This window comes from Shewanella algidipiscicola (assembly GCF_900380485.1).
Taxonomy (GTDB): Bacteria; Pseudomonadota; Gammaproteobacteria; order Enterobacterales; family Shewanellaceae; genus Shewanella; species Shewanella algidipiscicola.
This window is the reverse complement of the sequence record NZ_OXJV01000001.1, coordinates 1148541-1174853: the sequence shown is the minus strand read 5'-3', so window position 1 is coordinate 1174853 and position 26313 is coordinate 1148541. Positions and strand designations below refer to the sequence as shown.

23 protein-coding genes are annotated in these 26313 nt (G+C 43.9%); 16 read left to right on the top strand and 7 right to left on the bottom strand.

The window, feature by feature from the left end; translation table 11 throughout:
* Positions 1-100 precede the first annotated feature (100 nt).
* Complete coding sequence (locus DN599_RS05285) at positions 101-1201, bottom strand: OmpA family protein (RefSeq protein WP_110456561.1); 1101 nt, start codon at positions 1199-1201, stop codon at positions 101-103.
* Positions 1202-1439: 238 nt separating this feature from the next.
* On the bottom strand, positions 1440-3815 hold the full coding sequence (locus tag DN599_RS05280) for a phosphoketolase family protein (RefSeq protein WP_110456560.1): 2376 nt from the start codon (positions 3813-3815) through the stop codon (positions 1440-1442).
* Between the two features lie 419 nt (positions 3816-4234).
* Between DN599_RS05280 and DN599_RS05275 the strand changes: the two genes are divergently transcribed.
* The gene (locus DN599_RS05275; protein WP_110456559.1) at positions 4235-5713 is read left to right on the top strand and encodes an alanine/glycine:cation symporter family protein; all 1479 of its coding nucleotides are present in this window, start codon (positions 4235-4237) and stop codon (positions 5711-5713) included.
* 132 nt (positions 5714-5845) lie between these two features.
* Positions 5846-6619, top strand: coding sequence for a peroxide stress protein YaaA (gene yaaA / locus DN599_RS05270; RefSeq protein ID WP_110456558.1), 774 nt, complete (start codon positions 5846-5848; stop codon positions 6617-6619).
* Between the two features lie 139 nt (positions 6620-6758).
* On the opposite strand, the gene DN599_RS05265 is transcribed toward yaaA, so the two are convergent.
* Positions 6759-8162: a M20/M25/M40 family metallo-hydrolase gene (locus DN599_RS05265; RefSeq protein WP_110456557.1), complete on the bottom strand. Its 1404-nt coding sequence runs from the start codon at positions 8160-8162 to the stop codon at positions 6759-6761.
* Between the two features lie 135 nt (positions 8163-8297).
* On the opposite strand from DN599_RS05265, the gene DN599_RS05260 reads away from it, so the two are divergent.
* Entirely contained in the window at positions 8298-8594 is a 297-nt protein-coding gene (locus DN599_RS05260; protein WP_110456556.1) for an ArsR/SmtB family transcription factor, read from the top strand.
* A gap of 152 nt (positions 8595-8746) precedes the next feature.
* On the opposite strand, the gene rpsT is transcribed toward DN599_RS05260, so the two are convergent.
* Positions 8747-9013 (bottom strand): 30S ribosomal protein S20, encoded by a 267-nt coding sequence (gene rpsT, locus DN599_RS05255; protein WP_110456555.1) that lies wholly within the window; start codon positions 9011-9013, stop codon positions 8747-8749.
* A 247-nt stretch (positions 9014-9260) separates the two neighbouring features.
* Between rpsT and murJ the strand changes: the two genes are divergently transcribed.
* The 12 genes from murJ (at position 9261) to DN599_RS05195 (ending at position 23084) form a co-directional block, all read left to right on the top strand.
* Positions 9261-10820: a murein biosynthesis integral membrane protein MurJ gene (murJ, locus tag DN599_RS05250; protein WP_110456554.1), complete on the top strand. Its 1560-nt coding sequence runs from the start codon at positions 9261-9263 to the stop codon at positions 10818-10820.
* Positions 10821-10885: 65 nt separating this feature from the next.
* Positions 10886-11821: a bifunctional riboflavin kinase/FAD synthetase gene (ribF, locus tag DN599_RS05245; protein ID WP_110456553.1), complete on the top strand. Its 936-nt coding sequence runs from the start codon at positions 10886-10888 to the stop codon at positions 11819-11821.
* Positions 11822-11854: 33 nt separating this feature from the next.
* Positions 11855-14677, top strand: a complete 2823-nt coding sequence (gene ileS / locus DN599_RS05240; RefSeq protein ID WP_110456552.1) for an isoleucine--tRNA ligase — start codon at positions 11855-11857, stop codon at positions 14675-14677.
* A 10-nt stretch (positions 14678-14687) separates the two neighbouring features.
* Complete coding sequence (gene lspA / locus DN599_RS05235; RefSeq protein ID WP_110456551.1) at positions 14688-15200, top strand: signal peptidase II; 513 nt, start codon at positions 14688-14690, stop codon at positions 15198-15200.
* Between the two features lie 4 nt (positions 15201-15204).
* Positions 15205-15627 carry an FKBP-type peptidyl-prolyl cis-trans isomerase gene (fkpB, locus tag DN599_RS05230; RefSeq protein WP_110456550.1) on the top strand — a complete coding sequence of 141 codons (423 nt, stop codon included), beginning with the start codon at positions 15205-15207 and terminating at the stop codon, positions 15625-15627.
* A gap of 29 nt (positions 15628-15656) precedes the next feature.
* Complete coding sequence (gene ispH, locus DN599_RS05225) at positions 15657-16586, top strand: 4-hydroxy-3-methylbut-2-enyl diphosphate reductase (RefSeq protein ID WP_204165105.1); 930 nt, start codon at positions 15657-15659, stop codon at positions 16584-16586.
* A gap of 230 nt (positions 16587-16816) precedes the next feature.
* Positions 16817-17356, top strand: coding sequence for a type IV pilus modification protein PilV (gene pilV, locus DN599_RS05220; RefSeq protein WP_110456548.1), 540 nt, complete (start codon positions 16817-16819; stop codon positions 17354-17356).
* A complete protein-coding gene (locus DN599_RS05215) occupies positions 17357-18337 on the top strand; it encodes a PilW family protein (RefSeq protein WP_110456547.1) in 981 nt (326 codons plus the stop codon).
* 13 nt (positions 18338-18350) lie between these two features.
* Entirely contained in the window at positions 18351-18821 is a 471-nt protein-coding gene (locus DN599_RS05210; RefSeq protein WP_110456801.1) for a pilus assembly PilX family protein, read from the top strand.
* The gene (locus DN599_RS05205; RefSeq protein WP_110456546.1) at positions 18818-22396 is read left to right on the top strand and encodes a pilus assembly protein; all 3579 of its coding nucleotides are present in this window, start codon (positions 18818-18820) and stop codon (positions 22394-22396) included. The genes DN599_RS05210 and DN599_RS05205 overlap by 4 nt, the downstream gene beginning before the upstream one ends.
* 2 nt (positions 22397-22398) lie before the next feature.
* Positions 22399-22788, top strand: a complete 390-nt coding sequence (locus tag DN599_RS05200; protein ID WP_110456545.1) for a type IV pilin protein — start codon at positions 22399-22401, stop codon at positions 22786-22788.
* Entirely contained in the window at positions 22785-23084 is a 300-nt protein-coding gene (locus DN599_RS05195; RefSeq protein ID WP_110456544.1) for a TapY2 family type IVa secretion system protein, read from the top strand. The genes DN599_RS05200 and DN599_RS05195 overlap by 4 nt, the downstream gene beginning before the upstream one ends.
* Positions 23085-23197: 113 nt before the next feature.
* On the opposite strand, the gene DN599_RS05190 is transcribed toward DN599_RS05195, so the two are convergent.
* Entirely contained in the window at positions 23198-23689 is a 492-nt protein-coding gene (locus DN599_RS05190) for a GspH/FimT family pseudopilin (protein WP_110456543.1), read from the bottom strand.
* Positions 23690-23828: 139 nt separating this feature from the next.
* Positions 23829-24341, bottom strand: a complete 513-nt coding sequence (locus DN599_RS05185; protein ID WP_110456542.1) for a GspH/FimT family pseudopilin — start codon at positions 24339-24341, stop codon at positions 23829-23831.
* A 287-nt stretch (positions 24342-24628) separates the two neighbouring features.
* Here DN599_RS05185 and DN599_RS05180 point away from each other — a divergent pair, with 287 nt between their 5' ends.
* Complete coding sequence (locus DN599_RS05180) at positions 24629-24967, top strand: P-II family nitrogen regulator (protein WP_110456541.1); 339 nt, start codon at positions 24629-24631, stop codon at positions 24965-24967.
* Between the two features lie 144 nt (positions 24968-25111).
* Here the strand turns inward: DN599_RS05180 and DN599_RS05175 are convergent, their stop codons facing one another.
* The gene (locus DN599_RS05175; protein WP_110456540.1) at positions 25112-26134 is read right to left on the bottom strand and encodes a LacI family DNA-binding transcriptional regulator; all 1023 of its coding nucleotides are present in this window, start codon (positions 26132-26134) and stop codon (positions 25112-25114) included.
* Positions 26135-26313 lie beyond the last annotated feature (179 nt).

The window sequence follows — 26313 nt, the reverse complement described above, 5'->3', positions numbered from 1 at the left end:
TCAGTATACGTTGTGAACTGTGGAAATAAATAAAATCGCTGCCGAAGCAGCGATTTTTATACTTAAATGGTGTGATGTGACTGGCACATCGATTCATTTTTTATCGCATTACAGGTTCGGTACGCACACCTGTCACATGCGCCTCGATACGGCGGTTTGCTTTGTTTGCTTCAGCAGAGCGACCAGGAATTACTGGCTGAGTGATACCGTAACCTTTTGAGGTTACGCGTGCACGACTAATACCATACTGATTGACCAAAATATCAGCCACGGCAGATGCACGACGTTCAGACAATGCCATGTTGTAATCCGGAGCGCCTACATCTGAGGCGTGCCCAGAGATCATAACAGTTGAACGTGAATGCTGATTTAGATAGTCTGCGAGCTTTTGAATTTTTTCATAAGACTCCTTTTTGACTACTGAGGAGTTATTATCAAATAAGATCACGCCTAAATCATGCTGCTCAGTGACTTCCTTATAGATAGTACAACCACTAGCATCGACTTTATGGTTAGCCGCAGTATCTGGGCATTTATCCATATCATCGGTGACCCCATCGTTATCAGAATCAAGTAGCGGAGCAACTGCGGCAACTACTGGTGCAGGTACGCTATGGCCGAAACGATAACTTAGTTCAAGGCCCCAGTAGTTGCTCTCCATCTCTAGGGTGTTCCATTTATCTTCATCTAGGTTCTCATAACGACGATATTTAGCCTGAAGCTTGAAGTTTTCAGTGAAGTTATAACCAATACCCGCACCTACATATGGAGCGACACCGCTGTCGCTATAATACTCGCTGCCCCACTGCTTGTTGTTTGAGAGTACGTAGTTCATAGCACCAGCTTCAGCGGAAAGGCTCCAGCGATCGGCTAGTGGCCAGAATCCAACTAAACCTAAGGTCATGCCCGTTGCGCCGACATCATTAAGCTTATTTGCATAATCGACCCATTCTGCACGGCCTAAATCACGGTAACCTAGCTCAACACCGAAATAATCGTTGAATAGATAACCACCGAAAACGTCCCAAGCATAAGGGTCATCTTCGCCACAAGTTCTCATGGTTTTTTGATCGCAGTTAGGTTCGTAGTTATTTACGCCCAATCCACCACCGACATACCATGGACTGAGTTCTTGTGCTGCATTGGCTGCAAATGGAAGCATTGAGGTCAGCAGAATTGCTTTCAATGTATTGTTCATCATTTCAATATCCTTGGATTATTTATCTAGCCCCGAGAGTGTCTTTATTACATTAAAAACACGCTAGCACTTAATGAGGGGGATCCTTTGCTTTTATCGCTAGCCTTAATATTATCTGTCGTTAATGAAGATTTTGCTATTATTATGAGTAGGTTTTTGTGTTTTAGTTGGTTTTATGTAGCGAAAAGGCGCTCCAGATGGCGCGCCTTTGCTATGTTAACTTTAAGCTATAAAAAGTGGATTAACGGGTCCAAACCCAATTTTCAATGTTACTTGGGTCAACGCCATTAGCCTTGATGTAATTACGGTGGTCGACTAAACGTTGTAACATATCTGTTGTGATACCCACGTGCTGAGTTTCGTCGATAACGCCTTGTTGAAATAGCTTGTATGCCATGTCGATGACAAGGTGGTAGCGAGAAGTTCCGTTACGTACTCCCATATCGAATGGAGTGGTAGTCGAACCTTCCTCTTCGTAGCCCTTGATGCGGAATCTACGGCTGCCTTTGTAATCAAAAACCAATTTCTTAATCGTATTTGGATAGCCGTGATAGTTAAATACCACACCTTTATCGGCAGTGAATACTTCATCCATCAACCATGGCTTGCTTTGGAACTCTAGGCTACCTAGACCGCTACTAGTGAGCTCAGTTACACTGACAAAACGGATACGCACTTTTGGTAGGAGCTCCCTAATGAGCACGAGTGAAGCCATTGCTTCTTGAGTGACGTAGTCACCACAACCAACAAGGACAACATCAGGGTTTTCATCTGAGGCAAAGTCCCACACCATTACCCCATCTTTGGCTTGCTGACGAGCTTCAGCAAGCGTTAGCCATTGTGGTAACTCTTTCTTACCTGCCACTAAGATGTTGAGCTTGTCGCGATCTTGATATGCGCGCTCGGTATAGACTAGTGTGCTGTTACCATCAGCAGGAAGATACGCTGAGATAATCTTAGGATGTTTCTCTAACATCGCTCCCAAGAATGAGGGGTTTTGGTGTGAGTAACCGTTATGGTCTTGACGTTCAAGCAGAGAAGACAATACCACGTTACATGCAGGCACAGGCTTACGGAAATGTACACCTTGGCTAGCGTATACGTATTTACAGTATTGGTCTGCCATAGACGATACCACTTGCGAGAATGCCTCATATGTGGGGAACATGGCGTGACGACCCGTTACAGTGTAGCCGTGAAGCATACCAAACAGGAGGTTTTCAGACAGTAGCTCAATGACGCGACCATCGCGAGACATATCTTGATCCCAGCTCTCAATCGGCCACTGCCAAGCACGATCGGTTTCTTCAAATACGGCCTGAAGTTGATTTGAATAAGTTTCGTCTGGGCAGAAAATACGTAAGTTACGTTGATCTCGGTTGAGTTTCATCGCATCACGCATCCATTCCCCCATTTTATACATGGATAGACCACGTTGACCACGAGGGGTTTCTGCACCATAGGCGAGTTTTTCTAGATCAGGTTGGGCTAATGCGCGAACCACTTCACCACCATAACTTAACTTTTGACGTCCGCAAGTAAGCTCTTTTGGAGGAAGTAAAGATTGGATCTCTTCATCAAAAATTAGTTCACCCTTTTCATTGATGCTGTATAGCTCATCAAATTTATAGCTGGCTAACCAAGCTTCTAATGCATCAAGGTGACCTTTGTCTGTGGCGCACTTGTTAACGATAACTTGGTGTGACTCACAGTTACCTTCCAATTTCTTACCGCCAAATTCAGCAGTACCTGTCCAGCCTTTTGCGGTACGCATAAGGATAACTGGCCAGCGTGGCTTAACCACATCTTCGCCGGAGCGGGCACGCGTTTGAATATCGTTGATCATTGCATAAGACATATCCATTGCCGCAATCATTTGAGCGTATACATCTTCTTCAAGCTGATCATCAACGATAATGGGGTGGTAACCTAACCCTCTAAATTCAAGATCTAGCTCTTCATGGCTCATGCGGCCCATACGGGTAGGACCTGAGATTTTGTAGCCATTAATATGCACAATCGGTAAAACAGCGCCGTTATTTTTTGGTGAAACTAAGCGGTTGGCATACCAAGACGCAGCTAATGGACCCGTTTCAGACTCACCATCACCAATGAGGCACGCTGCAATGAGATCAGGATTATCAAGTACCGCGCCCCACGCAACAGAGAGTGAGTACCCAAGTTCACCGCCTTCTAGAATTTGTCCTGGCGCTTCTGGGTTAGCGTGTGATGGGTATCCATACGCTGCTGAAAATTTCTTACAGATATCTTCAATACCCGCTTCATTGTATGGAATGGTTTCTGGGTAGTAATGGCTTAGAGAGCCTTCCATGAAAAGGTTAGCTTGTACTGCCGGGAATCCATGACCTGGACCAACTAAATAGACGAAAGAGCGGTTATGCTTGGCAATGAGGCGGTTAACGTTAGCGTAAACGAAGTTAATACCAGGACATGTGCCCCAGTGCCCAAGCAGTCTAGGTTTAATATCGCTATGCTCCAAAGGACGCTTGTGAAGTACGTTTTGCTTTAAGTAAATTTGCGATGTGGCAAGAAAGTTGGTTGCTCTAACAAATTTCTTAAGTGCACTGATCTCTTGTTGTGACATAAGGAACCCCATTGATGGTAAGCATTAAAAGTTAATCAAATCTTATGTGGGTCACTATATTTGTAATTTTATTACAAAAACGTGTCCGATATCTTATTTTTAAAAAGTTATAATTTAGTGAGTATGTAAATTGTTTGGCTGTAGCTCTATTGTTGCCTAGGTTATCAGTGTGATTTATTTTTGTGATATTGCGTGATCAGTCTGTCGCATAGGTGGGTAATTGTGATCTGGATCACATGGTGATTTTTTGAGGTTATGCTATTTTGGCGCGTTGAATCCGGTAGGCATGATGTTTAGGCATCGTGAAAGGACAATTCGAAAAGAAAATCCTACTGAGATTGTTCGATCAAATTGGGAAGGAAATTAAATACACTGACGCTGAAAGCGAGCCTGCTGGCCGTTTGAATTCGTTCTGGGGATTATCAAGTACTATGTTTGAATCTTTATTAAATTTAGTTGAAACGACGATAAATGCGATAAACGGTGTGCTCTGGGGCAGTGTATTAATATACGTGCTGGTGGCTGCTGGGGTATTGTTTACTTTGCGTTTAGGTTTCATTCAATTTCGCATGTTTGGTCATGGCGCCAAACTGGTTATACAAGGTCGCGAGAAAATTAACGGCATCTCGTCATTTCAGGTGTTTTGCACCTCGATGGCGGCACGAGTCGGTACTGGTAATATGGCAGGCGTTGCCGTCGCCATTACGGTTGGCGGTGCGGGTGCCATTTTTTGGATGTGGCTTATTGCATTATTAGGGATGGCCACCGCCTTTATTGAATCTACTTTAGCGCAAGTTTACAAGGTCAAAGACTGTGATGGTCAATACCGTGGTGGGCCTGCTTATTATATGGAGCGAGGCTTAGGTAAGCGATGGATGGGGACTGTGTTCTCAGTGTTACTGATCATCGCCTTTGGCTTTGCATTTAATGCAGCGCAAGCCAATACAATGACTGATGCGTTAAACAATGCCTTTGGATATGACAAAACCCTTGTTGGTCTAATCATTGTGCTTGCCGCTGCCTACATCATTACGGGTGGGCTTAAGAAGGTTGCTAAAGCCTCTGAGCTTATTGTACCTGTGATGGCTGTGGCTTATTTAGCCATTGCATTAGTCGTATTGGTGATGAATATCGAGCAGGTACCAGCGGCACTAGAGTTCATTGTTAAAAGCGCTTTTGGATGGGAAGAAGCGGCTGGTGGTGCAATGGGCGCCATGATGGCGGGTATTGCTCGTGGGCTGTTCTCGAATGAAGCTGGTATGGGGAGTGCGGCTAATATTGCAGCCTCTGCAAGTCCTAATCCTAATCATCCAGCCTCCCAAGGTTTTGTTCAGATGATGGGGGTATTTGTCGATACCATCGTTATCTGTAGCGCCTCTGCAGCGATTATCTTGTTATCTGGTGTGCTAGATAATCCTGGCGATCAAAAAGGCATTGGCTTGTTACAGTTGGCGTTAACGAATGAAGTGGGCAATTGGGCGGCGTATTTTGTCGCGTTTGCCATCATCTTATTTTGTTTCTCATCGATTATTGCCAACTATAGTTACGCTGAAAGCAATGTGATGTTCTTAACCAAAAGTAAAAAAGTGCTTTATGTGTTTCGTGCTGTAGTACTTGCCATGGTGATGGCTGGCTCAGTGGCTTCATTACAGTTGGTGTGGAACTTTGCCGATCTTTCTATGGGAATGATGGCGTTAGTCAACATTGCGGCGATTGTAATGTTATCTAAGGTAGCATTTGCGGTGATCAAAGACTATGAGCGTCAAATTAAGGCTGGTGAAACGCCTACATTTCATGCCTCTGACTTTCCTGAAATCAATGGTTTAGACGACGGGATCTGGAAAGGTAAGCCGAGTGCCACAATACTCTGCAATGATGAAAAGAAATCGAGTGCAGTACCTGAAGTGTAATTGTATTCAGTGGGTTCAATTTAATAATTGAATCAGCACTATCTAAAAAACCACGCCGTTTAAGCGTGGTTTTTTTATGGTGGCATCAGTATCATAGGAGCTATTGAATCCTCACCTTTTATAGGACATCTAATGCTGATTTTAGTGTCGCCAGCCAAAACGTTAGATTATGACAATCCTGCTAAAACCCAGGAATATACCCTGCCAGTCTTGCTGCAACACAGTGAAATATTGATTGAGACTTGTCGACAATTAACGCCGGCAGATATAGCTTCCCTGATGAAGGTCAGCGATAAAATCGCGGGACTCAATGCGGCGCGCTTTGCTTCTTGGACTGCCGATTTCAATCTTGATAATGCCAAACAAGCGCTGTTCGCGTTTCGTGGTGATGTCTATACTGGCTTAGATGCCGATAGTTTATCGCAGACGAGTTTGCAGCGAGCTCAGGCACGTTTAAGAATATTATCTGGTTTGTATGGCTTGCTGCGTCCATTAGATTTAATGCAGCCTTATCGTCTCGAAATGGGCACCCGCTTAGCCAATTCTCGTGGCAGTAATTTGTATCAATTTTGGGGCGATATTATTACCGAGCAGGTCAATAAGGCGCTCGCAGAGCAGGGTGATGAACTGATTGTCAATTTAGCGTCTAATGAATATTTTAAATCGGTAAAACCTAAGCAATTACATGGGCAACTGATCACCCCTATTTTTAAAGATCATAAAAATGGCCAGTATAAAGTCATTAGTTTTTATGCCAAAAAAGCCCGCGGTATGATGGCGCGTTATCTATTAGATAATGATGTCAAAGATTATCAAGGGTTGATTAAATTCGATAGTGCAGGTTATTACTACTGCGAAGCCGAATCGACATTGCATGAGCCGACCTTTTTACGTGAAGCGCAGTAATGAAGTGCATAAAAGGCAGCCAACAGGCCAATGTTGAGCGGTTAAAAGTTAAGTGAGCGGTTAAGCCGCCTTTAACAGTAAAAAAAAATCCAATATCAGCGATGATATTGGATTTTTTGTCTGTGGTGTTGTCCTTGACTTATTTTGACGTATCTACAGGTCTTAAGGGGATATCTGATTGCGCCATCAAATAGGCAAATTGAGCATAGGCTGCCACATTTTGCGCTAATGCCTTAGGATCGATTTTATCTAGGGTATCATTAGGCGTGTGGTGATAATCGAAATAGTCGCTGCCATCTTGGCGTAATGAAGCAACTGGGACGCCGTAGCCAGGTAGCATAGAAACATCTGGTCCCCCTGAGGCGTTATTATTGCCAGCAGCGACACCATTGGCTTGCATAGATTGGGTCAGGTGTTGTACAGAGTGAAACGCATCGGCGGCCACATTAAAATCAATTTGATAGATGCGTCCAGCACCAAAGTCTGATTCAGCAGCAATGTAGTGTTTAGCTAACTCTTGTTGATGTTCTCTTGCATAGGTTTTTCCGCCGATTAAGCCAATCTCTTCTGCTGCATACAGTACGACTCTAACCGTACGCGCTGGCTTGGTCGGTAGCTGTGAAATTAAGTGCCCGGCAGTGGCGACAATCGCTACGCCTGCACCATCATCGATAGCACCAGTCCCTTCATCCCATGAATCTAAATGGGCACCAATCAGTACAACCTCATCGCGCTTGCTGCTGCCAGTGACTTCAGCAATCACATTGTAGGAGGTGGCATAACCTAAATTTGTCGGTGACATGTGCAATTGCAGCACGACATGGGGATCGCGTTTTAGCATCAATCCTAATAAATCTGCATCTGGCGCCGACATGGCCGCCGCTGGGATTTTCGTTACCCCTTCTTGATAACGCATCATTCCAGTGTGCGCCATGCGGTCATGATCGGTGCCAATAGAGCGAATCACTATCGCTACAGCGCCTTTTTTGGCTGCAGCGACAGCGCCTTTAGAGCGGCCGCCAACGGTTTGACCGTAGCCTTTGCCGGTTTTAAAACGAGGAGTGCGATGATCGATAAAGACAATTTTGCCTTCGACTTGCTGCCTGTCGGCTTGTTCGAGTGCAGCAAGATCTGCAAATTGAACAATCGGAGCGCTTATCCCAGCCGCTGGAGTCGCTACACTGCCGCCAAGGGCGGTGATCACTATAGGTTGGGGATAGGGGGAGACCACGCGAGCGCGAGCTTCACCACGTTGCCATACGGGCACTTTTACCGGTTCTTTATAGACCTTATCAAATCCTAATGAGTTGAGTTTGTCTTCCGCCCATTTGACCGCCATTAAATCTTGTTTACTGCCGGGTAAGCGTGGGCCCACTTCAACGGTTAATGATTCGACAATATCAAAGGCCAATGTTGACTGTAATGCTTGTTGTTGCAGTTGTTGGCTCACCTCTTGATGAGCATCTTTTGCGGGTGTTTGTTGACAACCAATGAGTCCAGCAAAAAGGGCGCTGGAGAGGAGGGTAAGGGCAGAGCGTTTCATGAGTTTCCTTTGTTTTTATTACGTATGTCCCATTTTTCAAAACAATCTACCAAAAAGTGTGCTTTATGTCCCGACTATATCTTTAAGTCAACGCTATATTAGTGCCGGGGTTTGTTTTAGGAGAAATTGCTCGTAATGAATATAGAATTGATGCAACAACGAGCTGACAATGCTGTTGTTCTGCTCAAGGCGTTGGCCAATGAACGTAGGTTATTTATCTTATGTTATCTTCTGAGCGAAGGTGAAATGTGTGTAGGTGAGATGAATAAGAAGCTAGGCCTAAGTCAATCAGCGTTGTCACAACATTTAGCGTGGCTTCGTAAGGATAATTTAGTTGAAACGCGTAAAGAAGCTCAAACCGTATTCTACTCGCTAAAGAGTCAAGAAGTGTCTGAGATCATTAAGCTGCTCAATACTATCTACTGCCATTGATCTTAAACGGCTAGCACTGCAGGCAAAACTGGCATAGCGAAAGCATTGTCAGTTTTTTATGGTCTTTTGTTTATAAATAAAAACAGGGTCTTGATAAATTTAAGTTACAAAAAAACCGGCTAAAGCCGGTTTTTTTATGTCGCTAACAGAATTTAAGCAGCTAGTGCTTTGATTCTGGTGTTCAAGCGAGACTTTTGACGAGCAGCTTTATTCTTGTGAATAAGGCCTTTAGTCGCCATACGGTCAACGATTGGTTGTGCAACATTAAATGCTTCAGTCGCCGCTTTGTGATCGCCAGCGTTGATAGCAGCGATAACTTTCTTAACGTATGAACGTAACATTGAACGACGGCTAGCATTATGCTGACGACGTTTTTCAGATTGAAGCGCGCGCTTCTTTGCAGACTTGCTATTAGCCAAGGTGCAACTCCTAAAAGGGTTAGATATTTTTAAAGGTCGAGGAATATGCCTTTTTTTAGTCACTTTGTCAATGACCATGATCGGATCTTTATCTTAAAGATAAATTAATCAGAGCATACTTGGCGTTCTTCAACCTAACTCGTGTAATATGGTGCGTAATTCTAGCAGCAAAAGCTGCATTGGGACAGGGGCAAAATAGACTTTTCAGTTTATTTTGCTGTTGTCTGTGCTCTGGTCAGGGGGCGTTTTGAGCAAGAAACTATTTAAGTCTGGCATGATTGTCAGTGCCATGACATTGATTTCTCGTGTTTTAGGGCTTGTACGTGATGTGGTTATCGCCAATTTAATGGGAGCGGGTAGCAGTGCCGATGTGTTCTTTTTCGCCAATAAGATCCCTAATTTTTTAAGGCGTCTTTTTGCCGAGGGAGCTTTTGCACAAGCTTTCGTCCCCGTACTAACCGAATATCAAGAAAAACACAATGCTGAAGAGGTGCGTGAACTGCTGTCTAAGGTGGCGGGGACACTTGGTATTTTAGTGTCGGTAGTTACTCTTTTGGGAGTGATAGCTTCGCCAGTATTAACCGCATTGTTCGGCGGCGGCTGGTTTTTAGCTTGGCTAAATGACGAGCCTAATGGTGAAAAATTCGAGCTAGCTTCACTCATGCTAAAGATTACTTTTCCCTATTTATGGTTTATTACGTTTACGGCGTTGGCAGGCTCCATTCTTAATACGAGAGGTCGCTTTGCGATATCGGCTTTTACTCCCGTCTTTCTAAATGTCGCCATTATTGCGGCTGCCATCTATCTCGCGCCGACACTGGAAAAACCTGAAATCGGCCTCGCTTGGGGCGTCTTTTTCGGTGGTGTGATCCAGTTTTTGTTTCAAATCCCCTTTTTGTTACGTGAGAAAGCATTAGTTAAGCCATCTTGGGGGTGGCATCACCCTGGCGTGGTGAAAATTAGAACCTTGATGATCCCAGCGTTATTTGGAGTATCGGTGTCGCAAATTAACTTGCTGCTCGATACCTTTATTGCCAGCTTCTTAGTCACAGGCTCTATCAGTTGGCTCTATTATTCTGATCGTTTATTAGAGTTTCCGCTTGGATTATTTGGTATTGCCATCGCGACGGTAATTTTACCCGCGTTATCTAAGCGACATGTAAATGCGCAAGACCAAGGGTTTTCGCAGACGATGGATTGGGGGGTGAAAGCCATTTTATTGCTTGGACTGCCAGCGATGTGTGGCTTAATTGTGCTAGCGAAACCCATGTTGATGGTGTTGTTTATGCGCGGGGCCTTTAGCCTTGATGATGTCAATATGGCCTCATACAGTTTGATGGCTTACGGGGCGGGGCTACTGAGTTTTATGTTGATAAAAGTATTGGCACCTGGTTACTACTCTCGTCAAGATACCAAAACACCAGTGCGCTATGGCATTATCGCTATGGTCAGTAATATGGGATTTAACCTGATTTTCGCTATTCCCTTTGGCTATGTTGGTTTAGCGATTGCCACGTCTATGTCGGCGTTATTGAATGCAGGCTTATTATATCGTGGTTTGCATCGTGCCGGTGTGTATCAAGTTAGTAAGCAGACATTACTCTTTTTTATTAAAACTTTGGTTGCAGCCAGCTTGATGGTGATGGTTTTATTATTTCAACTACCCATTATAGAACAGTGGCTTGCTATGTCTTTCGGCGAAAGAGTTATGACGTTATCAGGCCTTATTGGGCTCGGTGCTGTGGTCTACTTATTGACTATGGTATTGTTAGGAATTCGTCCCTGGAGAATGAAAGCAGGCTTTTGAGTGCTGATTATCGCGCTTAGCTGGTATATAATCCGCCAACTTATGCTTGCTAGTTATTGAATGTAATGGAACTGATCCGCGGTATACATAATATTTTACCTAGACACCATGGCTGTGTGCTGACCATTGGCAATTTCGATGGTGTCCATCGCGGCCATGCTGAAGTCATTACTGCGCTAGTCAAAAAAGCGCAGCAACATGGTGTACCAGCAACGTTAATGACGTTTGAACCTCAGCCTCAAGAGCTGTTTCAAGGTGACAGTGCGCCTGCGCGCTTGAGTCTGCTGCGTGATAAAATTGTGTTGCTAGAAGAGTTAGGGATTGACCGCCTACTGTGTGTTAACTTTAACCGTAAGTTTGCCTCGATGCCTGCCGAAGCATTTGTCGAACAATTATTAGTTAAACAGCTTGGGGTAAGATACTTAGTTGTTGGCGACGATTTTTGTTTTGGTCAACATCGCAGCGGTAATTTCGACATGCTTAAGCGTGCGGGTGAAAAGTTTGGTTTCGCAGTGGTCAATACGGCAAGTTTTGTGCTCGGAGACAAGCGTGTCAGCTCCACCGAAATTAGAAAGCAATTGGCGCAGGGCAATTTAGAGCAAGCTAGGCGTCTACTAGGGCATCCTTTTACCTTGTGTGGCCGAGTTGCTCATGGTGAAAAAATTGGTCGTACTATCGGTTTTCCGACGGCCAACATAGCCTTAAAGCGTAAAGTGTCTCCGGTGCGGGGCGTATTTGCTGTTAAGTTGTTTTGGGCCGGAAGCGATATCTATGAAGGTGTCGCCAACGTTGGTTTTAGACCGACAGTCAATGGACAGCATTGTCAGTTAGAAGTCCACTTATTTGATTTTCAAGGTGATCTTTACGGAAAAACCGTTGAAGTTGAATTGGTGGCAAAAATTCGCGATGAACAGCCATTTAAATCGTTAGATGCGCTGAAGCGACAAATTAAAAATGATGCTGACAGAGCACTGGCTCTGCTTGGCTTTGATGCAGGCTGAGCTCTTTTAGCTAAATAAACGGTATAGGATCAAATGAGCGACTATAAATCTACTCTGAATTTACCGGAAACAGAATTTCCGATGCGTGGTAACTTGGCTAATCGTGAGCCAGAGATGTTGAAATCTTGGACCGAAAAAGGTCTATACCAAAAGATTCGTGAAAGTCGCACTGGGGCTAAGCCTTTCATTTTGCATGATGGTCCTCCATATGCAAACGGTGACATTCATATTGGTCACTCTGTTAACAAAATCCTTAAAGACATTATTATCAAGTCTAAAACCATGTCGGGTTTCGATGCCCCTTATATTCCTGGTTGGGATTGTCATGGTCTACCGATTGAACTTAAGGTTGAGCAGAAAGTCGGCAAGCCAGGTCATAAGGTTTCAGCTGCAGAGTTTCGTCAGCAATGTCGTGAATATGCCGCCAAACAAGTCGATGGTCAGCGTGAAGATTTTATCCGCTTAGGTGTGTTTGCTGATTGGCAAAATCCCTACCTAACCATGGATTTTAGCACCGAAGCCAACATCGTTCGTTCGCTATCTAAAGTGATTGAAAGTGGCCATTTACACAAAGGCGTTAAGCCAGTCCATTGGTGTACCGATTGTGGTTCTGCTTTGGCTGAAGCGGAAGTGGAATATGAAGACAAGATGTCGCCAGCTATCGATGTGGCGTTCTCAGTGGTGGATAAACCTGCGCTATTAGCTAAATTTGGTTTAAGCGATTATCAGCATACTATTTCAATGGTTATCTGGACTACCACACCGTGGACATTGCCAGCTAACCGCGCCTTATCTGTTGCGGCTAACATTGAATATACCTTGGTTGAAATCACTAAAGATGGTCATACTCAAGCCTTAGTGTTAGCCGATGAACTGGTCGAGTCGTGTGTGGAGCGCTATGGCGCACAAAGCCATACTGTGCTGGCGAAAGTCGCTGGCGCTGAACTAGAGCTATTACGTTTTAACCATCCCTTCTACGACTTTGATGTGCCGGTTATTTTAGGCGAACACGTAACTGTTGATTCTGGTACTGGTGTGGTGCATACCGCGCCTGGTCATGGTCAGGACGATTTCGTCGTTGGTCAAAAGTACGGTTTAGAAGTCGCGAATCCTGTTGGTGATAACGGGGTTTATAAAGCCGATACAGAGATCTTTGCCGGTCAACATGTATTTAAAGCCAACAAGAGTGTGATTGCGCTGCTCGAAGAGAAGGGCGCCTTAATGAATCATGTGGCGATTAATCACAGCTATCCGCATTGCTGGCGTCATAAAACGCCAATTATCTTCCGTGCTACGCCGCAGTGGTTCATCTCAATGGATCAAAAAGGGTTACGTACGCAAGCATTGAGCGAAATTAAACAGACGCAGTGGATCCCAGATTGGGGCCAAAGCCGCATCGAAAAAATGGTCGAGAACCGTCCTGACTGGTGTATTTCACGCCAGCGTACTTGGGGCGTACCGATTACCTTGTTTGTACACCGTGAAACTGAAGAGTTACATCCAGACAGCGTGGCATTGATGGAGCGCGTGGCGCACCGCATCGAGCAACAAGGTATTCAAGCTTGGTGGGATCTTGATGCCGCAGAACTGCTTGGTGATGAAGCGGAACAATACCGTAAGGTAACTGACACCTTAGATGTGTGGTATGACTCTGGTTCGACCTTCTCCTCGGTTGTTGCTGCTCGCCCAGAATTTCATGGTCATCCTATTGACCTGTATTTAGAGGGCAGCGATCAGCATCGTGGTTGGTTTATGTCATCGCTGATGATCTCAACCGCCATGAACGGTAAAGCCCCCTACAAGCAAGTATTGACTCACGGTTTTACCGTTGATGGTCAAGGCCGCAAGATGTCTAAGTCTGTGGGTAACGTGATTGCCCCGCAGCATGTCACCAATAAATTGGGTGCTGACATTCTTCGCCTGTGGGTCGCCGCCACCGATTACAGCGGTGAAATGACGGTTTCTGATGAGATCTTAAAGCGTAGCGCCGATGCCTATCGTCGTATTCGTAATACCGCTCGTTTCTTGCTAGCTAACCTTACAGGTTTCGAGCCAGCAACCGATATGGTCGCCGTCGAAGACATGGTGGCGTTAGATCGTTGGGTTGTGCGCCGCGCCGCAGCACTGCAACAAGAACTGCTTGAAGCGTACGATCAATATAACTTCCACTTAGTGACGCAAAAACTGATGCAGTTCTGTTCGGTTGAGCTGGGCAGTTTCTATCTTGATATAATCAAAGACAGACAATACACAGCTAAAGACAGTAGCCATGCTCGTCGTAGCTGTCAGTCAGCTTTGTATCTGATTTCAGAAGCCATGGTGCGTTGGATTGCACCAATCTTAAGCTTTACCGCAGATGAGATTTGGCACTTACTACCGGGTGAGCGTGGTGAGTTTGTCTTTACCGAAACTTGGTTTGAAGGTTTGCAATCGGTGACGCTTGAGTCTGACTTGAGTGATGCCTATTGGCAGCAACTGCTGAGCGTGCGTGATGAAGTCAACAAAGTGATTGAAAATGCGCGCCGTGAAAAACAAGTGGGTGGCTCGCTAGAGGCTGAAATTACTCTTTATGCCGACGAGACTCTTGCAAGCGCATTAAACACATTGGGTGACGAGCTGCGCTTTGTGTTACTCACCTCTAAGACCACAGTGGTGGATTTAGCTCAGGCGCCTGCCGATGCCATAGTGACTGAATTGACCGGCCTGAAGTTGGGCTTGCACAAGTCAACAGCTCAGAAGTGTGAGCGTTGCTGGCACCACAGAGAAGATGTTGGCCAAGTGGCTGAGCATCCAACCTTGTGTACGCGTTGCGTGACTAACATCGAAGGTGACGGCGAAGTTCGTCAGTTCGCGTAAAGGAATCGTTATGCCATCAAGCTGGACAGAGAGTGGCTTACGTTGGTATTGGATAGTTGTGTTGGTGTTTATCGCCGACCAACTTTCCAAACAATGGGTGTTAGCCAATTTTGACCTGTATGAGTCAATCAAGTTGCTGCCATTTTTTAATTTCACCTATGTGCGAAATTATGGCGCAGCCTTTAGCTTTTTGAGTGATGCAGGTGGTTGGCAGCGTTGGTTATTTACCCTAGTGGCCGTTGGTTTTAGTACACTGTTGACTGTGTGGCTGCGCAAGCAGCACCGCGGTCTGTGGCGATTAAACTTGGCCTACACCTTGGTTATTGGTGGTGCATTAGGTAATTTAATCGACCGATTACAACATGGATTTGTTGTCGATTTCCTTGATTTTTATTGGAATACGAGTCATTTTCCTGCCTTTAATATTGCCGACTCTGCTATCTGTGTCGGTGCAGGGCTTATCATTATTGATTCGTTTATTACCGAGCGTAAACCAAACGGCGAAAGCGCCGCAAAGGGGTAATTAAGTGTCTGTATCTCGTTCGTTATTGTGCCACATGAATATAGTACTTGAAGATGGCTCGACTGCCGATAGTACCAAAGCATCGGGTAAACCGGCTAAATTAAACATTGGTGATGAGACGTTAAGCCCAGCTTTTGAAGCTGAACTAATCAATTTAGCTCAAGGCGATAAGCACAGCTTTACATTGCAGGCGGCCGACGCGTTTGGTGAGTCCAATCCTGATGCCATTCACCATATGGACAGAACAAAATTCCCTGCCGATATGAATTTAGAAGCTGGCGTGATAGTCAGTTTTGCTGGTCCTGGTGGTAGCGAAATCCCAGGAATTGTGCGTGACGTGTTAGGCGACTCGGTAACGGTTGATCTTAATCATCCGTTGGCAGGCCGTGCCGTTACCTTTGAGTTAGAAGTGATTCAGGTACTTTAATTATGGCGATGACCAACCCTCCGCAAAGCTTGCAAATCAAACTGGCCAACCCTCGTGGTTTTTGTGCTGGCGTCGATCGCGCCATCAGCATTGTTGAGCGCGCGCTTGAGCTGTTTTCACCGCCAATTTATGTACGTCATGAAGTCGTGCATAACCGTTACGTGGTGCAAAACTTAAAAGATAGAGGCGCCGTATTTGTTGATGAACTTAATCAGGTTCCCGATGACAGCATAGTTATCTTCAGTGCTCATGGTGTTTCGCAAGCCGTTCGCGCCGAAGCGAAACAACGTGGTCTACGGGTATTTGATGCCACTTGTCCATTGGTGACTAAGGTGCATTTGCAAGTAACTCGCGCAAGCCGCAAAGGGATTGAATGTATCCTTATCGGCCATGCTGGACATCCTGAAGTTGAAGGTACCATGGGGCAGTATGATAACCCTGAAGGTGGGGTCTTATTGGTTGAGTCTCCAGCGGATGTGGAAGCATTAGTCGTAAAAGATCCTGAAAACTTATGCTTTGTTACCCAAACAACGCTCTCTATGGATGATACTGCCGATGTGATAGCCGCCTTACAAAAGCGTTTTCCGTCGATTCAGGGACCACGCAAAGATGATATCTGTTATGCCACTCAAAATCGTCAAGATGCGGTGCGTAATGTGGCCGATGATGTCGACTTGTTTATCGTGGTGGGCTCTAAAAACAGCTCAAACTCAAATCGATTAAAAGAGTTGGCGATAAAAAAAGGCACTCAAGCATATTTAGTCGATAATGCTGATGATATCGATGCCGCTTGGTTTAATGGTGTGGAGAAAGTGGCTGTGACTGCTGGAGCTTCGGCCCCTGAAGTGTTAGTAAAGCAAGTAATTGATGCTATCGCGCAGCTAGCGCCAAGCGTTATCACCGAAGTGGAAGGGCGCAAAGAAGACACCGTATTTGCCGTACCAGCAGAACTTAGGTAATTAATTCGCTGTTTTGATTAGAAAAGGAGGCTTAGCCTCCTTTTTTTGTACTTAGAATGCGCTCAAATAATCGTTTCTATTCAATTCAGATTGGCACATTACTAGCGAGTAACATTCGACTAATCTATCATTAACCAGTATAGTTTGTGAGCAAACTGACGTTCAGATATTGTAGACTAAACTACTGAAATGGCTGTCAAAATAATGGCGAGCATCGGAGAGTTGACACCGTGAGAAACAATGGGGAAGGATTTTCCCTTATCGAAGTGATGGTATCGCTAGTCATTTTAGTTATTGGCTTGGTGGGTATTTTTAATCTTCATGTAGTTGCCAAACGAGGCAGCTTTGAATCATTCCAACAGACCCAAGCGTCCTATTACGCTAACGATATCATTAACCGCATGAAGCTTAATCGCGATGAAATAGCTCGTTATTCAGGTGTCTATTCAGGTGCGCCATCTGCAGCGGGTAAAGAGTGCAAGGGCAGTGCGGTATGTAACCCTGTTGAGCTAGTCGCATGGGACTTATATGAGTGGCGTGCTTCTTTTGTAGGGACTGCAGAAACCGTAGGTGGAAAAAATGTCGGTGGCTTAGATACGCCAACGGGGTGCATTAGCGTTACTGATAATACGGTGACCGTTGTGATGGCATGGCGAGGCATAAGAGAAACACAAATTGATGCCGACTCACCCATTATCGACACATCACCAAAGTGCGCTGCTAGCACTGAAAACCGTCGTATCTATTCTATTCAAACAGTGATCATATAGATGAAAAACACGTCAGGTCGTTATTATTTACAGTCTGGTCTATCACTTGTGGAGTTGATGGTCGCTTTGGTCATTAGCTTATTTTTAACTGCTGGCATATTCACTATGTTTAGCATGTCTTCCACAAATGTCACTACTACCAGTCAATTTAACCAACTACAAGAAAATGGTCGTATTGCCTTGGCGATTATGGAACGCGATCTTTCACAACTTGGGTTTATGGGAGATATGACGGGGACAGACTTTATCGTTGGTATAAATACTACAATCAATTCTGCTGCAGTGCCTAATGATTGTGTTGGTGGAGGTGTTAATAATGCATCTTTACCAAATAGCACAGCATCTCATTTCCGGCGTTTATGGGGATATGAAGCGGGGAGCAGTGGTGCAAGTTTTAGTTGTTTAACAGGTGTAAAAAATAACACTGATGTACTTCAAATAAAGAGGCTTAGTGGGCCAAGTACTTTGACGGCTAATGATGCGTCGACTCATTATGTTGCTACAACGTCTAGTCAAGCAATTTTTTTTACGGGTAATCAAACTACGCCTGTATTAGATAACAGTCGACTTTGGGAATACGTACATCATATCTATTTCATCAAAAATGATGGCTCTACTCCGGTACTGAGAAGAAAAACTCTTTCTGTTACAAGCGGAATGAAAAATGAAGAGCAGCTTGTTGAAGGGATTGAAAATATGCGAATTCTGTATGGGGTTGATGACAATGGAAATGGTATCCCAAATCGCTATGTGCCTCCAGCAAGCGTTGATACAACCATGTGGGATAATCAATCATTTCAGAGGATTGTAGCACTTAAAGTTTTTTTGCTTGTTAGGGCTGTAGAGGAAGATCGGAGTTACACTAACGAAACCCAATATTTATTGGGTGATAAAACGATTCAGGCTCCAAAAGATCATTTTAGGCGAAAAGTTATGTCTACAACTGTGGTTTTAGAAAATCCTGTTTTAATTCGGAGTTAGAGTAAGTATGAATATGCAAAAACAGAAAGGGGTGGTGCTATTTTTCTCTCTTATTGTGCTTATCATAATGACGGTGATAGGAGTTGCTTTGGCTGTTAATTCAACTCAATCTCTCAGGATGGCTGGTGCAGGAACTGAGCGAATAGAGGCTAAAGCGTTGGCGGATGGTGGTATCGCGGCCGTTTTGTTAGATAAGACTCCAGCATTTTTTGCAAGCATGTCAGCTATCGACAACGGCAATAACTATTCTGGCGGAACACAAGTATTAACCCCCCTTCCTCTAGTAGATGATGGTGCTGGAGGTCTAAAAGTAGACCCTAAGAATGTGTCTTGTCAGCGTATTGATGATGCAAGTGGTACCGATTTATTTGAATGTCGACGTATCGAAATATCTAGTCAGGTAAGTTTTGGGCGGGATAAGTTAGGTCAGCTTACTGTGGTTACAGGTATTGAGCAGCAAGTGCTCAAAGGGAGTGGAATATGAAGTTTAATCAAATATTATGTGCAATCTTTGTCGCTGCATTGACAATACCTGCGCAATCACTGGCTGACGATACTGATTTGTATTTAAATCCAGAGTTAACTCAAAATCGTAGTAAAGTCTTAATCATATTTGATAACTCTGGCAGTATGGATGCAGAGGTTGAGGGCGCACAAAAGGGTTATGATCCAGGCGTAACTTACCCTGCTGTTGGGAGCTCCAATTCGTATCAAGGTAGAATGATCTATTTTACGGTTGGGACGGGTATGGATGAGTCTTCATTACCAGTACCAGATAGTCCTTCTGAATCTCGGCGATTTAATGAATTAATCAATGGTTGTGCTGCGGCAAAAACGGCATTGGATAAATATGGCCGTTTTACTGGCTACATTAGAGAGTTTAAGTTTACTGGTAATGGTAAAGGCACATGGCAGCAGATTAAAGAAAATAGCGGTGCGGAAAAAAACAATCCAGTCGATTGTGGTGAAGATATCGAAGCGGGCACTGCTGATAATAATAAAACTTTAACTGGGTATGACCCCGGTTATCCCCAAGATAGCGTCAAACCTGGCAAAGATTACATCCCCTATGGTGCTACAGATTCTGATGCGCAAAATATCGCAAAAGCGATAGGCTTTGGCGCCGGAGAATTAGTGACTCTTTATACCGATAATTATCTACGTTGGTACACTCTGTATAAAGGCGGCTTACTACCACCTGATGAAACGCCCCCTACTCGATTAGAAATGGCGCAAAGTGCAATTACCGGCGTAATTAGTTCGATCCCGTCTGTCGATTTTGGTTTGGCTCTTTTTAACTTAAATTTTCCTGAAGAAGGTGATAGAGATGGTGGGCGCATTGTTGCGGGCATTAAGCAAAGGACCAGTGCAGAAAAGGATGCATTAATTAGTACTGTAGAGAATATTCCCGCTGAAACAAATACTCCTTTGTGTGAAACCTTATTTGAAGCTTATAGATACTTTAGTGGTGGAAGTATTACTTTTGGTCATTCTGATCGTAACTATTCGAATTGGTACCGAGCTAACAGACCGCCCTATGACTCAAGCATTGAAGCTAATGGTGGTTATAAATCTCCATTGACTGAGTGTGCGAAAATTGCGTACGTGATTTATATTACAGATGGTGCGCCAACGGTTGACACTAGTGCGGATGACTTTATAAAAGCATTAAATGATACACCATATGAATATGACACCGTTAGGAATAGGTCTAGCTATTTACCTGCATTAGCAGGATATATGTATAACAATGATATCCTGCCTAATGTAGATAATTTTCAAAGAGTTATTACTCATTCTATTGGCTTTAGTTTAGCAGAGGGATCTGAAGCTGAGCCATTATTGATTGAAACTGCTAGACGCGGTGGTGGTAAGTACTTTGCTGCTAATGATACCGCACAGTTACAAGAAAAAATTAGTAATATAGTTGATGAAATAACCAAGACAGGTCAGCGCTTTTCCGCTCCTGGTGTGGCTTTTAGTAACGCTGATCCGACAAGAACATTAGACTCTGCATATTATGCACTCTTTCGCCCTTCTCAAAGTCCAAAATGGGCCGGTAATCTCAAGAAACTAAAGGTGAATTCAAGTGGATCTCTTGTGGATGCAAAAGGTAAGTTAGCGATTGATAGCTCTGGAGGTATTTCCGAAACTGCTTGTAGTTTTTGGAGTGATTGTGCAGGAACACCTGATGGTAATGATGTTATTCTTGGCGGAGCCGCTAGAACTATTTCTCCCGACGAACGTAACTTATATAGTGATATCGGTTCTGGTGACTCTGTTATTACTGCTTTATCTGTGGCTAACGCGGCATCATATGCCGGAGGAACGAGCTCCTTAGCGACATACATGTCATTGCCAGATTCGACTGCTGACTTAAGTAAAGCGTTTGAGTGGATTAAAGGTAACAATGTTGATAAAGCTGATGATGGGGAATTTACATCCGAAGATTTTGCTGGCGTTAGGGGAGATATAGTGGGCGATCCGCTACATTCGCAACCGCTTGCGATAGATTATGGTGGCGATGGTTCCAATGTGGTTATATTTTTTGGGACGAATCATGGGATGCTTCACGCCTTTAAAGATACTGGCACTTCTGTTTCTGAAAATTGGGCCTTCATGCCTTATCAGCTATTGTCCAATGTGACTACGCTAAGGGGAAATAACTATTCTCTAGGGCATAGTGTGTATGGAATGGATGGATCACCTGTCGCGTATTTAGAGAGAAACTCTAGTGGTGCAATAGCTAAAGCGTGGTTATTTATTGGTATGCGAAGAGGTGGTGAAACATATTTTGCGTTTGATGTGACAGATCCTTCTGTCAAACCCAAATTATTGTGGAAAGTGTCTAATAGTACCGATGGATTCACCGATTTAGGTCAAACTTGGTCCACTCCTGTTGTGACGAAAGTTCCTGGGTCGGATAAGCCAGTGGTGATTTTTGGGGGGGGATATAATCATGGGTATGATTCTGGTACTGGTAAAAACTCTGATGGCCGCGCTGTTTTTATTGTGGACGCAGAAACAGGGTCGTTGGTACATAAATTTGGAGCGAGCGGTAGTACTATATTAAGTGGTATAGAAGATTCAATTGTTGGTTCTATAGCGACGCTGGATAGCAATAGTGATGGGTATACAGATAGATTATATGCATCAGATTTAGGTGGTAAAGTTTGGCGAATGGACATGCCTTCTGATGATAAGAGTACTTGGAGTGGGTTTAAGTTCGCTGATTTGGGGGGGACATTAAGTAACGATCGTCGTTTCTTTTATGAGCCAACAGTTGCCCAAACCTATTTTACGAACACATCAAACGTAACAGTGACAGATGAATCTGGCACAACAACGACTGTTGCTTATCAAAATGTACCATATGATGCTGTGACATTAGGTACTGGTAATAGGGCTGTTCCGTTAAGTACATCAACGAATGATATGTTTTTTGTCTTACAAGATAGGAATGTTATTACTCAACAGTTTGGTTCCGGTGGTTCGGCTGTACCTGAAGCGATTACGTTTTCAAACCTCTATAATGTAACATCTGCGTCACCGACTACGGAGGCTGAAAATATCGAATTTGGTACTAAAAAAGGTTGGTATTATGACTTTCCTGTAGCGGGGGAAAAAAGCTTATCACCTTCCGTTATTATTAAAGGAAAGGTATATTTTACGTCCTTTACTCCTACCCAGCCAGCGGTTGATCAAGATGTGTGTACAGTTTCTTCTGTTGGAAGATTGTATACATTAGATTTACATAAGGGGGCTCGTTATTCTGAAGAATATGTTATTGACGTATGTGATAATTGTATTCCTCAGCCGCCCAAGATCATTACCCCGCCCAAGGACGATGAGGATGATGACGATGATGATAGTGGATGTACTGATGCCTGCCCTCCTAAACCTGATCCCGAGCCAGGCACTGATTGCGAAAGCCAGATTATGTTGATCATTGGTAAAGGTATTTGTGATGCTAATGGGTTTAATTGTACTGGAACAATTAACCTTGATGCTTGTTTAAACACCAATAAGCTTTATTATCATCACGATGAGAATAATTAGTAATGCAAAAAGTGAACGGTTTTACTCTGATTGAGTTGATGATAACTGTGGCAATCGTTGGAATTTTGGCTTCGATTGCCTATCCATCTTACATCGACTACATCACTAAAAGTGGGCGCTCTGAAGGGGTTGCAGCAGTGATGAGAGTGGCTAACCTGCAAGAGCAGTATTATTTGGATAATCGTGCTTATGCGACTGACATGGCTAAACTTGGTCTTGCTAATCCCTTCGTGACAGAGCATGGTCACTATAGCGTGGCCTCTGTCGGTACCAGCAATTTTACCATTACAGCTACGGCGCAAGGCAGCCAAGCTAGCAGAGACTCGACCTGTAAAACTATCACCATGACATCAGCGGGTGTTAAAGGGCCCTCTAAGGAGTGTTGGAAATGACGAAACTTATAGCGGCTTTATCTTGCCTAGTTTTATATAGCGTGACTTCACCAGCTATGGCTGCGAAGCAGGATTATAAGTGCTATATCAGTAGCTCTAAGAAGGGCGAGCAAGTGGTTTTTTATCGCTGGGATGAAAAAGATGCTCGCTTAAGAGCCGCTAGTTTACCAGGGAAACAGCTGACTGATACAAAGGGGAAGAAATACTTTATTAAAGAAGTAGAAGAATGCGTGCCTTTGAGTCAAGAGTTTAGTAGTAAAGAAGCTAAAACTAAAGATAAGCAGACATTAAGATAATTATTTGAACTATTTTGTAAAGTTTGAGCTGTTATTAAGATAGTTAAAAGCCCTGCGTTGTAGGGCTTTTTTCATATTAACCATAGGAAGGAAAACTTAATTTTTGATGGGGCTTAGCAAGATATGCCATCTGCACCGTAAGAGACTTTCCCACTCGTGCTAATTGTTATACTTTTCGAGTTGCTCGCTTTGCCTGCAGGACAATAAGTAATGCTACCACCTGATGCTAGCCCGTCGGGGGCAAAGGTTAAGGATTTGGCAGACCCTTTAATTTCGTCATTGCTATTAAAGTTATCTATAGCCCTTAATTCATGATCTTGGTTATCTGCATCGGTAATAAATACCCTAATACCACCGCTCCAATCTGTCGTCGCACCACAAGAGGTTGCACTTGCAAATGGGCAGACGTTGACCCTTGTGCCGTAACTAATTGCCTGGTTTCGTGCAAATGCCATGATATTATGAATTTTTTCAATATTATTATTGGCACGAACACCTTCATAAACAGATATCAAAGAGGGAGCGCCAATGGTGAGTAATATGCCAGCTATCACAATAGTGACCATGAGTTCGACTAGGGTGAACCCTTGTAGCGGATGTCGCATTGATAGTGCCCTCGTTGTTAACGGGTTAAGTATAAGCGAGAACTTTTTCAATTTCAGTATATATAACTTATTCTTTTTAATGCCAATAAATTGGCATTAAAAAGGTTATCACACAATGTGTGACGTTGTGAGAGCGGCATTACTTAATGCAGTTGAGATCTGTTTTATTTGAAAACCGAACCCGACCAGCTTGATTGACTATAACAGCTCGTGCATTTGGATTATCGGCAGATCTCGGGCAATAGATGAGTGTTCCATTCGTTCCTGAAGCGAGCCCGTCGGGTAAAAAACGAATCGCATCCCGATTATAAGTTACGCTATCGTTGGAATTAAATGGACCTGTGGTTAATAGTGATTGGTCACTATTATCAAGCTGATTGAGCACGCCTGAATCGGTAAACACGGTTAGTCCGTTCTGCCAATTGTCATCGCATTGGTTATCTTTTAGTGGGCAAATGGTGACGCGCAATCCATAACTTATCGCCGCATTTCGGCCAAATTGTAATGTTTGTTGAATTTCTCTGATAGCGCTATTTGCCCGCTGTGCATCATAAAGGTTACTTAAGCTTGGGGCGGCGATTCCGATTAAGATGGTGGCGACAACTAAAGTCACCATTAATTCGATGAGGTTAAATCCATGATATTTTTTCATACTTCATCCCTGTGCGTACATAGTGATCGTATCCTGTGATCACATTCATGGGGTGTTACTAAATGGGTCGGTTATACTGGCTGACTTAAAAAGTGGCAGCAAAACTAAAGTATAGTTGTTGGTGGGGGGGCCGCCCATTTGTTGTAGGATGTTGGTTGATATTGTTCTTCGCTGCGGATTTTACTTCTGTTTGGTGTTGTAGATATTCAACTTCTGCGTAACCATATAGCATGGTAAGCTAATAACAATATGTTGTTATTGCCAAATTAAGTTAAAGGGAGCGTTTGATGAAGAAAGTTGAAGCCATAATTAAGCCATTTAAGTTAGATGACGTACGAGAATCTCTGGCTGAAATTGGCATTACAGGCATGACAGTTTCTGAAGTCAAAGGTTTTGGACGTCAGAAAGGTCACACCGAATTGTATCGCGGTGCCGAATATATGGTCGATTTTTTACCTAAGGTAAAAATTGAACTTGTTATCCAGGACGAGCAATTAGAGCAGGCTATCGAAGTGATAGTCGATACCGCTAGAACGGGAAAAATTGGCGATGGTAAGATATTTGTTACCGAAGTCGAGCGTGTTATCCGTATTCGAACTGGTGAAGAAAACGAAGAGGCGGTGTAATTATCGTGACTGCAACTAGTGACAGACCTTAGTCACTGGGACATCTTGTTATTGGTTGCCGCGAGTCATCAAGCTAATAAAAAGCCGTTGTTACTAAACAACGGCTTTTTATTGCACGCGAGGCGCCCATTACTAAGTGTACTCTTAGGGTAACAGTGGGCTAGCAGAGGAATCTCTGATCACGGGCTCTGGCATAAACATATGCTCGGTTGGGGTGTCTTCTTGTTTGTTTTGCTGTGCAATGAGTAACTCGGTAGCGGTTTGGGCTATCTTATCGTTTGGCTGATGCACAGTGGTGAGTTTAGGCCAAGTTTGCCGCGAAAAAGGACTGTCTTCAAAGCCGACAATGGACAGTTCGGCGGGAATTGATACACCTTCTAAACGAGCTGCAAATAAGGCTCCTGCGGCAATTTCATCATTACAGGCGACAATAGCAGTCGGTCTTTCAGAGTTACTTAATAGTGTTTTTGCGCCATCAACTCCAAACTCAAACGAATATTGACCGTTAATGATATAAGTTTCATTAACGGGTAACTGGTTGTTGTGCATTGCTTGCTTAAAGCCAGCTAAGCGCTCTTTTGTCGATTCGTGCTGCTGATCGCCGCTAAGAAAGGCGATCTGTTTATGGCCAAGATCGATTAAATGTTGGGTTATCGATACAGCCCCCTGTCTGTCGTTAACAAGTACGGTTAAGCCGCCATATTGATCTGCTGCTTCACCGGCAATAATACGCACATAATTAGCGTTAATGTTATCCAGTGCCGCGAGCACTTTGGGATCTTCTGACAGAGGCGGAGTGAGTACTAAGCCCGATAGGCGTGCGTGGCGCACCATATCTGTTAGTTCTTGGCAGATATTTTCGGACGTTGCGTCACAAGGATGGATCAGTAGCTCGTACCCCCTTTGTTTGCATGCTGATAAAATACCATTTTGCATATCAATGACATAGTAGGCATTTGGGTTGTCATACACAAAAGCGATGACATACGATTTGGTCCCTGCTAGGTTACGCGCGGCCACATTGGGTTGGTAGTTAAGCGCCATAATGGCTTGATTTACCTTATCAATGGTGGCCTGCCGGACCGACGGCTCCTTGTTGGTGACTCTGGATACCGTTTTTATTGAGACTCCAGCGTACTTGGCGACATCATTTATGGTTACTTTCATCTAGTGGACACTCATTGTGATAGCTGCTTATTGCAGTCTACAGAATTTAATTTTTCCAAACGATGTACTGTATGACGACACAGCAGATCTCACTTCCCCTACCGACAATATTGCTAATTTTTATCTGATTAAGCAATCATCAAATCTATTTTAGTATTTTATTCGAACGATTCTTCTTA

Bases quoted from the DNA above. Each gene is read 5' to 3' on its own strand.
- DN599_RS05175 (WP_110456540.1), bottom strand. From the start codon at position 26,134: ATGAAAGTAACCATAAATGATGTCGCCAAGTACGCTGGAGTCTCAATA.
- DN599_RS05285 (WP_110456561.1), bottom strand. From the start codon at position 1,201: ATGATGAACAATACATTGAAAGCAATTCTGCTGACCTCAATGCTTCCA.
- ribF (WP_110456553.1), top strand. From the start codon at position 10,886: ATGGAACTGATCCGCGGTATACATAATATTTTACCTAGACACCATGGC.
- yaaA (WP_110456558.1), top strand. From the start codon at position 5,846: ATGCTGATTTTAGTGTCGCCAGCCAAAACGTTAGATTATGACAATCCT.
- DN599_RS05265 (WP_110456557.1), bottom strand. From the start codon at position 8,162: ATGAAACGCTCTGCCCTTACCCTCCTCTCCAGCGCCCTTTTTGCTGGA.
- DN599_RS05195 (WP_110456544.1), top strand. From the start codon at position 22,785: ATGACGAAACTTATAGCGGCTTTATCTTGCCTAGTTTTATATAGCGTG.
- DN599_RS05205 (WP_110456546.1), top strand. From the start codon at position 18,818: ATGAAGTTTAATCAAATATTATGTGCAATCTTTGTCGCTGCATTGACA.
- DN599_RS05180 (WP_110456541.1), top strand. From the start codon at position 24,629: ATGAAGAAAGTTGAAGCCATAATTAAGCCATTTAAGTTAGATGACGTA.
- DN599_RS05200 (WP_110456545.1), top strand. From the start codon at position 22,399: ATGCAAAAAGTGAACGGTTTTACTCTGATTGAGTTGATGATAACTGTG.
- DN599_RS05185 (WP_110456542.1), bottom strand. From the start codon at position 24,341: ATGAAAAAATATCATGGATTTAACCTCATCGAATTAATGGTGACTTTA.
- ileS (WP_110456552.1), top strand. From the start codon at position 11,855: ATGAGCGACTATAAATCTACTCTGAATTTACCGGAAACAGAATTTCCG.
- DN599_RS05190 (WP_110456543.1), bottom strand. From the start codon at position 23,689: ATGCGACATCCGCTACAAGGGTTCACCCTAGTCGAACTCATGGTCACT.
- DN599_RS05275 (WP_110456559.1), top strand. From the start codon at position 4,235: ATGTTTGAATCTTTATTAAATTTAGTTGAAACGACGATAAATGCGATA.
- DN599_RS05280 (WP_110456560.1), bottom strand. From the start codon at position 3,815: ATGGGGTTCCTTATGTCACAACAAGAGATCAGTGCACTTAAGAAATTT.
- DN599_RS05210 (WP_110456801.1), top strand. From the start codon at position 18,351: ATGCAAAAACAGAAAGGGGTGGTGCTATTTTTCTCTCTTATTGTGCTT.
- lspA (WP_110456551.1), top strand. From the start codon at position 14,688: ATGCCATCAAGCTGGACAGAGAGTGGCTTACGTTGGTATTGGATAGTT.
- DN599_RS05215 (WP_110456547.1), top strand. From the start codon at position 17,357: ATGAAAAACACGTCAGGTCGTTATTATTTACAGTCTGGTCTATCACTT.
- DN599_RS05260 (WP_110456556.1), top strand. From the start codon at position 8,298: ATGAATATAGAATTGATGCAACAACGAGCTGACAATGCTGTTGTTCTG.